The organism is Duncaniella sp., from assembly GCF_029056165.1.
Taxonomy (GTDB): Bacteria; Bacteroidota; Bacteroidia; order Bacteroidales; family Muribaculaceae; genus Duncaniella.
The window spans coordinates 54,432-67,338 of sequence record NZ_JAIDBW010000042.1 but is presented as its reverse complement, the minus strand read 5'-3'; the positions used below and the strand labels follow the sequence as shown (position 1 = coordinate 67,338).

Genomic DNA, 12,907 nt, shown 5'->3' with positions numbered 1-12,907 from the left:
GTCTTGGGCTTGGGGGCCTTCATGGGGACCGGGCTGGGGTCCTGCTTGGGGAGGCCCTTCGTGGGGTGGCGGACGTCCGTACTACAATCCCCGTCATCCCGGAGCATACGGACATCTGCCTAATGGCGGAGGTTCAGCAGCGACAGGCACACGTCCCTCTATCGGCTCTAACGGTGGACGCCATCCCGGATCCACAGGCAACAACTTTGTGATCAACCGTCCGTCCGTTTCCAACGGAACGTCCAACGGACGACCCGGTCTGAACGGAACGACGACCCGTCCCTCAACCACTACAAACAGCAATACCCGTCCTTCCATCAACAATAATAATAACTCCACAACCCGTCCGAGCTACAACAACAACTCCAACAATAACTATAACCGCCCGTCCAACACCAATGGCGGCCGTTACAACGGAGGCAGCTACAGTGGCGGTAGCCGTGGAGGTTACAGCGGTGGAGGCGGCAGCCGTTCATCAGGCGGTGGTCGTGGCCGTCACTGATACCGTCAGTGAAAACCTATAGTCAATCCCTGAACCGGGGACTAACAGTCATACTTTCTGCATATTCTCACACCTCGCTTCGGCAAAAGTGTGAAAATATGCGGGGAGAAAGGCTAAACACTTGAGGGCTCTCAGATGTTAATATTCCATAAACGACGGATGTAATTATGTCTGACTTCAATGCTGAATGGGCGGACGGCGTAACTCCGAGAGTCAAAACAAAAAAATTGTCAATTAAACAACACTCACAATATCAGCTTATGAACAGAAAACTGTTGGCAGGGATGCTGGTGGCTATTCCCGGAGCTATGATGGCTCAGTCAGCTATTGACGCTTTCTCTATTTCCCGCAGCGACCTCAGAGGTAGTGCCCGCTTCATGTCAATGGGTGGTGCTTTTACTGCTCTCGGAGGTGACATCTCCACTCTTAATCAGAATCCCGGAGGTATCGGTGTGTATCGTAGCAGCGACTTATCAGCCACACTCGACATCAATATGCAGTCATCGAAACTCCGTGCAGGTGGCTTCAGCAATACGGTCAACCACACCAACGTGGCCTGCAACAACTTCGGTTATGTCGGCACGGTCAATCTCGGTTCTAACTCAGTGATGCCATTCTTTAACTGGGGTGCAAGTTACTCACGTGTAGCCTCATTTGACCGCCGTTACAGCGGAAGCCTCGGAAATATCGGCACATCGTTGACAAACCTCGTGGCCGACTATACGAATGCCGACGGTTTCACGCAATATGATCTATGGAGCAACGATTACACCAAATACAACCCCTATCTTGATTCGTCTGCACCATGGACGAGTATCCTCATGTATGATGGTTACGGTATAAATCCCGTATCTCTCGGAGCAAATTCCTACACGGGGCTTTATGATTATGAAAACTCTGTGGCTTCAGCCGCCGTCAATGTGGAGGAAAAAGGTCATATCGATGAGTATGCAATCGATTTCGGCGGTAACATATCCGACGTGGTCTATTGGGGTATAGGTTTCGGTATTACCGATGTCGATTACCGTACCCGCGCATTTTACTCCGAGAACATTGACAATGCTCTCGTCCCCGGTCCTGACGCATCCAAAGAGCCGACTTTCACAAACGGAACTGCAGCCTACACCCTCGAAAACTACAAGCACATCTGGGGTAGTGGCTTCAACTTCAAGGCAGGTTTGATTTTCAAACCTATAAATGAATTCCGTCTCGGTATCGCGGTTCACACCCCTACTTACTACAATCTCTCATACGAGGGTGGTGCCTCAATGCCCTACTCCTATCAGTCTCCGGCCTACAACGGTAATGCCTATAAGGGAACAGCCGTTACTGACGACGGCTATCTTGACAACTTCGACTGGAAGTGCCGTACACCTTGGCGTCTGATGGTCGGTGCGGCAGGCGTCATCGACGGCCGTGCCATTATCAGCGCGGACTACGAGTACCGCGGATCAAACGCAATCAAAGTGCAGGACTATGACGGAAACGACTATCCTGATATCACAGAGGATATCAAGACCTACTATAAGGCACAGAACATCATGCGCCTCGGTCTCGAATATCGCGTGACTCCCCAGTTCAGCGTACGTGCCGGCTACGTGTATGAGACCTCACCTGTCACTACCGAAGTCATGGACGGTTATTCCATCACTCCTAAAGGACCCGAAGCCCACTACGTCTATACAGGCGGTGCGGACGACACGGAGACCCTCCCGTCCTACACACTTGACAAATCGACCCAGTATATCACCTGTGGTCTCGGCTACCGTTACAAGAATTTCTATGCCGACGCTGCCTACGTCCACCGTGCACGCAAGAGCAAATTCAATGCCTTTACCGATTATAACGAGAACTCAACCGGCGACTTGATCATTGCGCCTACAGGCTCGATCAGCGACAATGATAACTCGATAGTTCTGACAGTAGGTTTCCGCTTCTGATCAGACGCACGCTCTCCTCTCTCCCGCCACTTTGTACTTTATAAAGATATATACTTCATGGTAAAAAAAGCTTCCCGCCCTGCGCGTAGCAAAGCCGCGGAAGAAACTGAAACCATAGATCTCAACAATCCCGAATTCATTAAGGCTTGGGAATTGTTACAACACACCAGACAGTCGATTTTCCTTACCGGTAAGGCCGGAACAGGAAAATCGACTTTCCTGCGTTACATTACCACCCATACCCACAAGAAATTTGTGGTTCTCGCCCCGACCGGGATTGCGGCAGTCAATGTCGGCGGAGTGACACTTCACTCATTCTTCCGCATACCTTTCAAACCAATCACCCCGGACGACCCAGACTTCAAGCCCGACCGTATCAAGCAGAGGATGAAGTATCCCGGATCGCTTGTGAAGCTCATTCGTGAGGTCGAGCTAATAATTATCGATGAGATTTCCATGGTCCGTGCGGACATCATCGATTTTGTAGATCTGCTGCTGCGCACATATTCCGGCAATCAGCGCGAACCGTTCGGCGGAAAGCAGGTGCTACTTGTAGGTGATGTGTTTCAGCTCGAACCGGTACTGTCAGGTGACATGCGAGATATCCTACGTAAGTATTACCGCGACGCATTTTTCTTCTCCGCACGTGTCTTCGACCGCATCCGCCTTGTCCCGATCGAACTCCGCAAGATCTACCGTCAGACCGAAGGTGATTTCGTAGCTCTCCTTGACCGCATTCGCACCGGATCGGTCTCGCGTGAGGATATCTCCCACCTCAACACACGCTGTCTGCCCCCCGATCTCCTCGAAGCAGATCTCCAGTCTTCGCGTCCGACCATGACCTTAGCTTCGCGGCGTGACATGGTGGATCATATCAACGAAAGCCGTCTTGAAGCCATTGACCGTCCTCTTGTCACATTCGTAGGAACTATAAAAGGTGAATTTCCTGAAAATTCACTTCCGACAGACCTTGAGCTCTCGCTGAAAGAGGGCGCGCAGGTGGTCTTCATCAAAAACTCTCCCGACCGCCTATGGGTCAATGGCACTATAGGGACTGTCGTAACTCTTACTAAAGATCTGATAGAGGTAAGGCTCGAAAACGGTGACATACATGCCATCGAACCGGAAAAATGGTCAAATATCCGTTACAGTTACGACCCGAAGACAAAGAAGATCAATGAGGAAGAACTCGGAAGCTTCACTCAATATCCCATTAAACTCGCATGGGCACTGACCATCCATAAAAGCCAAGGACTGACGTTCAACAACGTGATTATCGACATGGGTCGTGGAGCTTTCACAGGTGGCCAGACATACGTCGCCCTCTCGCGTTGCCGCAGTTTCGATGGCCTGACGTTGCGCTCGACAGTGGCTGACCGCGATATTTTCGTCAATCCCGCCATCATCAATTTCAGCAGATCTTTCAATGATCCGATCCTTATTGATGAAGCCATGCGCAAGGCTCACGCTGACGAATGTTATCTCAAAGCTCTTGCCAAGGCTGACAAAGGTAATCTCACCGAAGCGTTCGATCTATTCGTCGAGGCCACAAAATCATGGCCTTTGCTCGAAAACGAGCCCGCAATGCGTCTTGCACGTAGAAAGCTTGCTATCGTCGATAAACTCCATACGCAGATAGCCAACCTTGAATCAAGGATCGAAGCGGATGCTGCCCGGTTTGCCGATATGGCCCGTGAATACTGTTCGCTTGGCGATGACTGCCGTCTCGACGATATGCCTGTCCCTGCTGTCGCAAATTATGACAAGGCCCTGACACTCCTTCCCGGATATATACCGGCTCATTATGGGCGTGCACTTGCACTCATGACTCTTGAGGACTACACTGCAGCCATAACGGATTTTGACGAAGTGCTACGTCATGACCCGGCACACTTCGATGCTCTGCTCCGTATGGGTCTTGCCTACTTTCAGCTCTCCGACTCTCACAATGCTATGGACCGTTGTCTCGTAGCTCTTTCGCTTAGTGAGACCAAGGAGTATCCCCGTCCGCAGCTCTCACAACTACATTCCCTTCTCGCCGACATCTACGAATCCATCGGTGATCCATCCTCCGCCCATCATCACCGCCAGATAGCCGCACGCCTTAAAAAATAAACAGTCCCATCTGACTACTCTGATACACCTGCCGACTCTTGACTATTCTGATACATCTGATTACTCTGATAAATCCTCCGATCCCCTCAAAAAAAGAAACCCATAGCGATGTTTTGCCATCACTATGGGTTATTCTTTTACAGACAGGTGAATTATGTCTGTCGGGTTGCCGATAATTATTCAGCAGCGGGAGCTTCCTCAGCGGGAGCTTCGGCAGCAGCCTCAGCTTCAGCAGCGGCAGCAGCGGCTTCAGCCTTCTTCTTTGCCACTTCTTCTGCTTTAGCCTTGTTCTTTGCTACTTCAGCCTCGAAGCGGTTCTTTGCGTCAAGCTCCATCTTGTCGGCCATAGAGGCACGGAGTTTGTCAACGCTCTGCTGCTTCTGAGCTTTCCAAGCATCGAAACGACGCTGTGCTTCAGCCTCGTCAAACGCGCCCTTCTTCACACCACCAAGGAGGTGCTTCATGAGAAGTACACCCTCGTTGGAGAGGATAGTGCGGACAGTGTCGGTAGGCTGTGCGCCAACGTTAACCCAATACAAAGCACGCTCGAAGTTCAAAGTTACTGTAGCAGGATTAGTGTTCGGATTATAAGAACCTATCCTTTCAATAAATTTACCATCTCGTGGTGCCCTGCTATCGGCGATTACAATAGGATAGAACGCATAGTTCTTGCGACCATGACGTTGCAGTCTGATTTTAGTTGCCATTAATTAGTGATTTGTATTGATTAAATTCGGGTGCAAAGATAGGCATTTCGATCCAATCGGCCAAATGACTCTGGATGTCATAAAATACCGCCAGTCGTTATTTAACCATTTTTAACCCATCATTCCGGTTAGATCATTGCCCCGTCAGCTTGGAGGATCAGTTGGAATGAGGATTACGCGGATGATAGAGCCAACCTTTATATCGGTCGCCCATCCCGCGGACCACACGATGCCAGTAAGCATCCTCCTCCCCTGTCAGAAGTATTTCGGGCGAAGTGATATCTGTAACAGCCCACACGTTTTTCAGCAATTCGCCGTCAAGCTGCTCTGTATCCCAACCACTGTAACCGAGGAAGAAGCGCAAGTGGCCATCGACAGCATATCCGTCGTTGACGATCGAGAGAACCGCCTCAAAATCTCCACCAATATAGACACCGGGACTGATCTCACGCGAATCAGGTATCAGTTCGCCAAGTGTATGCATGAAATAAAGACGGTCACACGACATCGGGCCACCGCAGTAAATCGGTATCGGGGTCTTGACCGTCACCGAAGGTAGCAGATCCTGAAGCGTATAACTTGTACGGTTATTCAATACAATACCCATCGCCGTCCCACGAGGCTCGTAATCTACCAGACATATAACCGCATGATGAAAGTATCGCTCCCTTAGAAAAGGCTCGGCAACAAGGAGCGAACCTACTGACGGTATGGCACGTTTGTCAATATCTATATTAAAAAGTAAGGATTCAAAATCTATCATCTGTGTAATTTACCTCCTTATCGGTTTAGTTTAAAGGCATATCCGGACATGAATGAAAACGGATCTTGTAGTCTTTCTATGAAAAATATCTGCAAAATATCTTTCGAACGGATCTTAAACGTATAACGAAAGTATGTCAATCGGATAATTCACATCTAAATTACCTATTTTTCAAGTAATTTCCTAATAAAAAGAGTTAAAAATGCGAATCTGTACCCTTATCAGGTACAGCGTGACAGCAAGGCCGGTGATGCGAGTTAACACACCACCGGCCTTGCTGTCATGCTGATCTGACTTATTACGGAAAGTTAAAAATATTTGTAGAAGTAAACGGTAAAATCAAGATCAGTTCCTCATATAATTCCTGCTTCAATGACTCACGCCAATTCACCGATGAGTGTAGCTGACGACGAATCTATCACCCTTACTTTAACGGTGTCACCTACACGGTAATCACCGCGCGGAAACACAAGCGTCTTGTTTTGCTCATTACGACCGACGAACTGCTCCTTGGACCGCTTGGATACCCCCTCGACAAGCACATCGAACACCTTACCGACATCACGGGCGTTGCTTTCACGCGAAAGTTCGTTCTGCAAGGCTATCATTCGGTTCAGACGGTCGATCTTGACATCCTCCGGGACATTGTCGGGCATGGTGCGCGCAGCGAGTGTGCCCGGACGTTCCGAATACTTGAACATAAACGATGAATCAAAACCAACCTCACGCATCAGCGACAGAGTCTCCTGAAAATCCTCCTCCGTCTCGTCATGGAATCCGGTAAAAAGGTCACTTGAAATTCCGCAGTCAGGTATTGCACGGCGTATGGCGGCGATACGGTCAAGATACCATTCGCGGGTATATTTGCGGTTCATGGCTTTCAGCACCTTGTTTGATCCGGACTGGACAGGCAGATGTATGTGCTTACACAGATTCGGCCTCGACGCTATCACTGCGATCGTCTCATCGCTCATATCCTTCGGATGCGATGTTGTGAATCGTATGCGCATATCAGGAGCGGCATCAGCCACCATCGCCAGCAGCATCGGGAAGTCAATCTCACTTCCGTCCTCAGCCGTGAATCTGTAGCTGTTGACGTTCTGTCCGAGCAACGTAGCTTCCTTGAAACCTCTTGCACGCAAGTCGGCAAGTTCTGCGAGGATGCTCTCGGCACTGCGCGAACGTTCGCGTCCTCTTGTATAAGGGACTATGCAATAGGAACAGAAGTTGTTACATCCACGCATGATGCTGATGAAACCCGAAACCGGATTGCCGGTGATACGTGCCGGTATTATGTCGCGGTAAGTCTCCGTCGTACTCAGCTCGACGTTGACAGCCTTTTCGCCGGCCTCCACAGAGGCAAACAGATTCGGAAGATCAAGATAAGAATCCGGTCCGGCAACGAGGTCAACGCCATGTTTGCTCACAAGCTCCTCCTTAACGCGTTCGGCCATACACCCGATTACACCGATGATCAGCCGCGGAGCATCCTTTGCGCGCTTTCTGCGCAGTGAGTTCAGATAGGCAAGGCGCGACACTATTTTTTGCTCCGCATTGTCGCGGATCGAACATGTGTTCAAAAGCACGGCATCAGCCTCCTCCACAGTGGGCACCATGTCATAACCGACGGTCTCAAGGACTGAAGCCACGACCTCACTGTCAGCAACATTCATCTGACAACCGTAGGTCTCTATATGTAATTTTCTCGATTGGTTCATGATAATTCCTCATTTATTATTAGAATCTTTGGCAAAGAGCGTAAGATTCCGTAAATTTGTCACAAAATTACGAAAAACCGCGCAATGGAAAAAATTATATCATTTCTGATTATGTTCGGTGCTGCGGCTCTCTTCGAGTTCATCAAGGAACGGAAGAAGAAAGCCGGATCATCGCGCGCGGCTACCGATCGCCCCGGAAAGTCCGTGAATCATCTACCGGGGAATCTTACACAATTGCTCAACGCACGTATTCCCGACACTTCGGAAACTCCTCCTGCATCCGTACCACTACCCTACTCCTCGGACCGGACCACCATTACGGACACTCCACGCAGCAAGCGACCTTTTCTGCCGGGGGAGAGTCATCACCGACCCATAGCCGTGCCCAAGCAGCATGAAGAGGATGAGCCGATGGAACTCATCACGATTCCCGAATTGCCGGAGAATACCGATCAGACGGACAACATGAGCAGTATTCCGAATGAAGAGCACTACCTACGCTGGCGCAGAGCCATCATCGATACAGCCATACTTAATCCTCCTTACATTTCCTCCACGGAAAAATAAACATCCAAGATCAATATATCTAATTAAAAAATCACTCCTCTGCTTTAACATCAGAAAACACGAAGAATTATGAAATTTCCCATCCTGACTCCCGAAGAGGCCGCCGATCTCTTTTTCAATGATGCCAAATGTGGATTTTCGGGCTTCACAGCTCCCGGTTCGCCTAAAGTTGTAACGCAGGCTATCGCAAAAAAGGCTGAAAAACTCCACGAACAGGGTGAACCATTCAAAATCAACATCATCACAGGAGCTTCAACGAGCGACAACTGCGACGGTGTACTCGCTCGTGCAAATGCAATTGGTAAGCGTACCCCTTACCAGAACCATCCCGACCTCCGCAAGCGCATTAATTCCCACGATGCACACTACTTCGATCTTCATCTTTCGGAAGCCGCACAGAAACTTCGCTACGGTTTCTTCGGCGACAAGCTCGACCTTGCCATCATCGAGGTCAGCGACATCAAGGATGACGGAACAGTAGTTGTCGGCACAGGAGTAGGCAACGTCCCCACAATCGCCAAGATGGCCGACAAGATCGTGATTGAGCTCAACGAGAAGCTTCGCCACGCACTCTACGGTCTCCATGATATCTATCTTCCCCTTGATCCTCCTCACCGCACCGAAATACCTATCTTCAAGCCGAGCGACCGTATCGGTTCACCCGTGTTGAAACTTGACCCCGAAAAGATTGTCGGTGTTGTCATGAGCGATCACTACGAAGGAGTCAAGCCCTTCACCCCGCTCGATGAGACCACCAAGCAGATCGGTGCTAACGTCTGCAAATTCCTCATGGCTGAGCTTCGTGCCGGACGCATTCCTTCAACATTCCTTCCCCTCCAGTCAGGTGTGGGCAATGTTGCCAACGCCGTACTCTATGGTCTTGCAGATGCTAAGGAGATCCCCCCGTTTGAAATGTACACCGAGGTTATGCAGGATGCCGTGATCGACCTCATGAAGAAGGGCCGCTGCAAATTCGGTTCATCATGCTCGCTCACAGTCAGCAACGAGGTCGAGGATGAGGTGATTGACAATATCGAATTCTTCAAGGAACACATGGTGCTCCGTCCCTCTGAAATCTCCAACAATCCTGAAGTTATCCGTCGTCTCGGTGTTATCGCCATGAATACTGCGCTTGAAGCCGACATCTTCGGTAATATCAACTCAACTCACGTAACAGGCACAAGAATGATGAATGGTATCGGCGGTTCAGGCGACTTTACCCGCAACGCCTACATTTCCATCTTCTCCTGCCCGTCAATCACCAAGGAGGGTAAGATTTCCAACATCGTCCCTATGGTTTCACACGTGGATCACACAGAACACTCCGTCGATGTCATCGTTACAGATCAGGGCATCGCCGATCTCCGTGGTCTTGATCCGGTTGAACGCGCTCACGTCATCATCGACAACTGCGCCCACCCCATCTACCGCGAACTCCTGCGCGATTACCTCAAGTTGAGCACCCGTGGCGGCCAGACTCCCCACACTCTTAACGCGGCCCTCGCCTTCCACACCGAGTTCCTCTCGTCAGGCGATATGCGCAACGTAGATTGGTCGAAATTTGCCTGATACCCTGCCGATCCGAAAAGCCTACAATCCGGACGGCCGGTCTGAAAGGCTGCTAATTTAGAATAGCCGGGGGGCGTAGAACCCCGGTCCATACGTCCCCAAATTAGGATCATCCATCAGGCTGACACACATATAAAATTTACGGGCTTCGGAACAACAACATTCCGAAGCCCGTAAATTTTATCATAAATTGCCTATATCAATCAAACACACCCTCCATTGTCGTATCCTCGGCATTAGTGTCCGCATTTACTTCCTCCTCATACTGACCGTAGAATTCCTTTTCACAGAGATTCACATCCGAAGGGAAGTCAAAGCGTGTGCTTTGCGAGTAATCCAACGACTTATCACCATAAACCTTTTGCATGAAACGTCCATAGATTGGTAGGGCCATTGATGCACCCTGACCATAGGCCATGGTATTGAAGTGGATGAAACGCTCATCGCCGCCGACCCACGTACCGGCCACGAGATTAGGCGTAAATCCCATGAACCAACCGTCGGCATTATAGTTGGTCGTACCGGTCTTACCACCCATTTCAGCAGTAATTCCGTAGCGCGAGCGCACTCGGTAAGCCGTACCTTCATTGACCACGTTGAGCAGCATCGAGAGGATGCGGTAATAAGCCTTTTCGCTGATTACCTCCGTGTGGCGCGGTGAGAATTCCGATATGATACTACCGTTATTGTCTGCAATCGCTGTGACAAACATCGGATCGACACGCATACCGTTGTTGGCAAACGCCGAATAGGCTGTCACCATCTCCTTGACCGAGACATCTGCCGGACCGAGACAGAGCGACATCACCGGAGGCAGTTCAGCAGTGATTCCGAAATTATGCATGGTCCTGACAAGAGAAGGAGGCGACAGCTGCGAGATCAGGCGGGCCGAGATCCAGTTGTTTGAATTGGTAAGAGCCCATTTCAAATCCACCATCTCTCCGACACGCGCCGACCCGGCATTTCGTGGAGCCCACACATTGCCGGCTTCATCCGTAAGCACAGGTTGAGTGTTAGAAAATTCGTCGCATGGCGTATAACCCTCCTCCATAGCGTAGGTGTAGAGGAACGGTTTCACTGTCGAACCGATCTGTCGGCGACCGGTCGATACCATGTCATACTGGAAATAAGAGAAGTTCGGACCCCCGACGTATGCCTTGATGTGACCGTTGAGTGGATCCATGGCCATGAACCCCGTACGTAGGAAATGCTTGTGATAAAGCACCGAGTCAAGCGGAGTCATGACAGTATCGACTGATCCGTTATAAGTGAATACCTTCATTTCACGCGGAGTATTGAACGCACGGTCAATCTCCTCACGCGAAGCTCCGGCTTTAGTCATCGTGCGATAACGGTCTGTGTTCTTCATCGCATTCCTCACAAGGTGATTCCTGCGTATTTCCGAAAGTTCCGCACGGTCCGATGTATAAGGCGCACCCTTCGTCCCGCGTTTCTCACGGAAGAATGCCGGCTGGAGATAACCGCCGAGATGTTCGGCCACAGCCTCCTCAGCATATTCCTGCATACGTGAATCGATCGTTGTATAGAGTTTCAGACCGTCAGTATAGATATCATATTTCGACCCGTCAGGCTTTGGGTTCTTCTCGATCCAGCCGTAAAGCGGATTGGTCTCCCAAGCTATAGAGTCATCAACGAACTTCTGATTTTCCCACCCTCGGTAATTCTCGCGTTCAGGCTTCTGCGCACGGAGCATACGGCGAAGTTCCTCACGGAAATACGGCGCGATACCATCCTTTGCATCCACGCGGTTAAACGTAAGGTTCAGCGGGAGGGCAGAGAGCGAGTCGAGTTCTGCCTGCGTGATCTTTCCGGCTTTCTCCATCTGCGAGAGCACCACATTGCGTCTCTGACGGGTTCGCTCATTCTGACGCACCGGATTATAGTAGGCCGGATTCTTCACCATACCAACAAGCGTAGCCGCTTCTTCAATGGTAAGATCCTTAGGAGCTTTATTGAAATAAACATGCGCAGCCGACTTGATGCCTACAGCATTGTAGAGGAAGTCAAACTGGTTGAGATACATTTTGATGATCTCTTCCTTGGAATAGTAACGTTCGAGCTTCACGGCAATCATCCACTCGATGGGCTTCTGCATGGCACGTGAGATCAACCCCGAACTGTTGGGCGAATAGAGCTGCTTTGCGAGCTGCTGTGTCAGCGTCGAACCACCACCTGCATTCTTATTGCCGAGAAGGACGGTCTTGAACAGCACACGTCCGAGACCGATCATATCGATACCCGAATGGTCCTCGAAGCGCACATCCTCGGTCGAGATAAGAGCATCTATCACGTGCGGTGACACTTCATCGAAGTCAGCATACACGCGATTGCCCGTACCGACAAAGTATCGGCCGATCTCCTTGCCATCTGACGAATACAACACGGAGGCAAAGCGGTCAGTAGGGTTCTTCAGCTCCTCGACAGGAGGCATGTAGCCTATCACACCATTATATATAAAGAAAAGGAAGAGGAAAATTCCGACTATTACCGATGCGAATATTATCCACATCGTTGCGATCAGTCCGCGATGACGACGGGGATTCTTCCCCTGCTTACCTTGCCCCTTGCCTTTGGCCGGACGCTGAGACTGATTCTGCTGCGGTCGGGATTGCTGAGATTGGCCTGACTGAAACTGCCCCGGCTGCTGATTGTATGGCTGCTGAGGTTGTTGGGGATTATGCGACTGCCCGCCGTTGATATTCCGATAATTGTTTTCTTGCTGTTGCATTGACGGATTGATTGGGAGAGATAAACAGATTATTGAATGAGAGATAAATATTATCAGCGTATTTCAAACTGCAAATTTACGCATTTTCCCTGAAAAAATAAAATTGACATTCGCCACCTTTTCCTTTTCCGCGCTTCATCACACATTAAGGACTCATCTGCCATGGTTAGTAACGATTTTTAACAATGAACTGATCTAAATTTATTACAAATTGATCTTTTATTGCATCAAATGCTTTAACATTCCGTAATAAGTTTAGATTAGCTCAATAACCGTC

8 protein-coding genes and 1 pseudogene are annotated in these 12,907 nt (G+C 49.9%); 5 read left to right on the top strand and 4 right to left on the bottom strand.

Features of this window, described 5'->3' with window-relative positions; genetic code table 11:
* The 3 genes and pseudogenes from K2G41_RS10165 to K2G41_RS10155 all read left to right on the top strand — a co-directional run.
* Window positions 1-502 (top strand): annotated as a pseudogene (locus K2G41_RS10165) (hypothetical protein); the annotation flags it as partial.
* 260 nt (window positions 503-762) lie between these two features.
* Window positions 763-2,442 (top strand): hypothetical protein, encoded by a 1,680-nt coding sequence (locus tag K2G41_RS10160; protein ID WP_300117833.1) that lies wholly within the window; start codon window positions 763-765, stop codon window positions 2,440-2,442.
* A gap of 57 nt (window positions 2,443-2,499) precedes the next feature.
* Entirely contained in the window at window positions 2,500-4,557 is a 2,058-nt protein-coding gene (locus K2G41_RS10155) for an AAA family ATPase (RefSeq protein WP_300117831.1), read from the top strand.
* A gap of 176 nt (window positions 4,558-4,733) precedes the next feature.
* On the opposite strand, the gene K2G41_RS10150 is transcribed toward K2G41_RS10155, so the two are convergent.
* From K2G41_RS10150 to miaB, 3 genes are all read right to left on the bottom strand, one after another.
* Window positions 4,734-5,264, bottom strand: a complete 531-nt coding sequence (locus K2G41_RS10150; protein ID WP_300117829.1) for a 30S ribosomal protein S16 — start codon at window positions 5,262-5,264, stop codon at window positions 4,734-4,736.
* A gap of 157 nt (window positions 5,265-5,421) precedes the next feature.
* Window positions 5,422-6,027, bottom strand: a complete 606-nt coding sequence (locus K2G41_RS10145) for a YqgE/AlgH family protein (RefSeq protein ID WP_300117827.1) — start codon at window positions 6,025-6,027, stop codon at window positions 5,422-5,424.
* Between the two features lie 377 nt (window positions 6,028-6,404).
* Window positions 6,405-7,745, bottom strand: a complete 1,341-nt coding sequence (gene miaB, locus K2G41_RS10140; protein WP_300117825.1) for a tRNA (N6-isopentenyl adenosine(37)-C2)-methylthiotransferase MiaB — start codon at window positions 7,743-7,745, stop codon at window positions 6,405-6,407.
* Between the two features lie 84 nt (window positions 7,746-7,829).
* On the opposite strand from miaB, the gene K2G41_RS10135 reads away from it, so the two are divergent.
* On the top strand, window positions 7,830-8,312 hold the full coding sequence (locus tag K2G41_RS10135; RefSeq protein WP_300117823.1) for a hypothetical protein: 483 nt from the start codon (window positions 7,830-7,832) through the stop codon (window positions 8,310-8,312).
* Window positions 8,313-8,381: 69 nt separating this feature from the next.
* Window positions 8,382-9,881, top strand: a complete 1,500-nt coding sequence (locus K2G41_RS10130; RefSeq protein WP_300117821.1) for a succinate CoA transferase — start codon at window positions 8,382-8,384, stop codon at window positions 9,879-9,881.
* Between the two features lie 199 nt (window positions 9,882-10,080).
* On the opposite strand, the gene K2G41_RS10125 is transcribed toward K2G41_RS10130, so the two are convergent.
* Window positions 10,081-12,411: a transglycosylase domain-containing protein gene (locus K2G41_RS10125; protein WP_300117835.1), complete on the bottom strand. Its 2,331-nt coding sequence runs from the start codon at window positions 12,409-12,411 to the stop codon at window positions 10,081-10,083.
* Window positions 12,412-12,907: the final 496 nt, after the last annotated feature.

Excerpts from the sequence above, each read along its gene's own strand:
- K2G41_RS10160 (WP_300117833.1), top strand. The coding sequence starts at position 763 with ATGAACAGAAAACTGTTGGCAGGGATGCTGGTGGCTATTCCCGGAGCT.
- miaB (WP_300117825.1), bottom strand. The coding sequence starts at position 7,745 with ATGAACCAATCGAGAAAATTACATATAGAGACCTACGGTTGTCAGATG.
- K2G41_RS10135 (WP_300117823.1), top strand. The coding sequence starts at position 7,830 with ATGGAAAAAATTATATCATTTCTGATTATGTTCGGTGCTGCGGCTCTC.
- K2G41_RS10125 (WP_300117835.1), bottom strand. The coding sequence starts at position 12,411 with ATGTGGATAATATTCGCATCGGTAATAGTCGGAATTTTCCTCTTCCTT.
- K2G41_RS10130 (WP_300117821.1), top strand. The coding sequence starts at position 8,382 with ATGAAATTTCCCATCCTGACTCCCGAAGAGGCCGCCGATCTCTTTTTC.
- K2G41_RS10155 (WP_300117831.1), top strand. The coding sequence starts at position 2,500 with ATGGTAAAAAAAGCTTCCCGCCCTGCGCGTAGCAAAGCCGCGGAAGAA.
- K2G41_RS10145 (WP_300117827.1), bottom strand. The coding sequence starts at position 6,027 with ATGATAGATTTTGAATCCTTACTTTTTAATATAGATATTGACAAACGT.
- K2G41_RS10150 (WP_300117829.1), bottom strand. The coding sequence starts at position 5,264 with ATGGCAACTAAAATCAGACTGCAACGTCATGGTCGCAAGAACTATGCG.